Below are 982 nucleotides of genomic sequence, written 5' to 3' on the forward strand. Positions count from 1 at the left end.
TGCGTAATGCTTGGAGTAATATCAGGACAGGAGCTAGCACGTATCTTTTTGATCACATGCTAGTATGAAGGCGACTATTCGATGATATAGAGTGCCCCATGGAAAATAAATAATCAAAAAATCGTTTCCTGAAGACAAAGATTTCAGGAGATATAAGTTTTTTACGCTTTCTCCAAGTACTATAAATGGAAATTCCGGAACAGTTAAAATGTAGACATGTTAAATAATGGGAGCGCGGGTTCTGCTTCATAAAGATATCCCTTGTCATCGTCAAGTTCCAGATATACATTGAAAGAATCCATAGTTAAGTGACACTGGATGCCTTCCTCTGCAGCAAGTTCCTGCACCTTTACGTTCATCTCTTGGAACCTGCCTGTGGCAATACCCTCCTGGATAACAAAACTGCATTTTTCATATAATTTACTCAGCTTTTCAGTCCGCTCATCTAAAAAGACAACTCTAAATTCGGGTCCCAATGACTGATAAACAATTTCAGCAGTTTTTCGATGAGCAGTCTGGAGATCTTTTATTTCTGAGGAGCGAATATAAACTGTTGGAGGATTTTCCTGTTTGGCGATCTTTATTTCTTCAGTTTCAACTATCTGGTTGATTTTTTCCTCTAGCCCATTTTTGATGTAGTACTTATCATAAAGAAAGTAGCCGCCCAGCAGGATGAAAAGAGTTACTACAAGTGCAATAGCTACTGTTGTGAACCTGATCTGGTTCAAAAATGCCCTCCTCTCCTATTATCCAAGATTATAACATACAGTTGTCCCTTCTCCCTTAGTAATCCCTGGAACTTCTGTTTCCGGTATGTATGCCGATTAAATCGTATGTTGCAGCTCGTGTCACCTGTACCTGTGCAAAAGTACCGGGGTTTAAATCTCGTCCTTTGACGATCACCCGAGGATCAATGTCAGGACTATCCCGGTAGCTGCGCCCCCACCAAACATCCTTACCCAGACTGTTTTCGATCAAAACT

General features: G+C 40.6%; 1 protein-coding gene and 1 pseudogene. Both read right to left on the reverse strand.

From position 1 onward, the window contains the following. Positions 1–203: 203 nt before the first annotated feature. The gene (locus SSCH_RS16400) at positions 204–728 is read right to left on the reverse strand and encodes a hypothetical protein (RefSeq protein ID WP_052835390.1); all 525 of its coding nucleotides are present in this window, start codon (positions 726–728) and stop codon (positions 204–206) included. Between the two features lie 55 nt (positions 729–783). Next, positions 784–982: pseudogene (locus tag SSCH_RS18985) on the reverse strand (hypothetical protein); the annotation flags it as partial.

The organism is Syntrophaceticus schinkii (genome assembly GCF_000946815.1).
In the GTDB taxonomy this organism is placed as follows: domain Bacteria; phylum Bacillota; class DSM-12270; order Thermacetogeniales; family Thermacetogeniaceae; genus Syntrophaceticus; species Syntrophaceticus schinkii.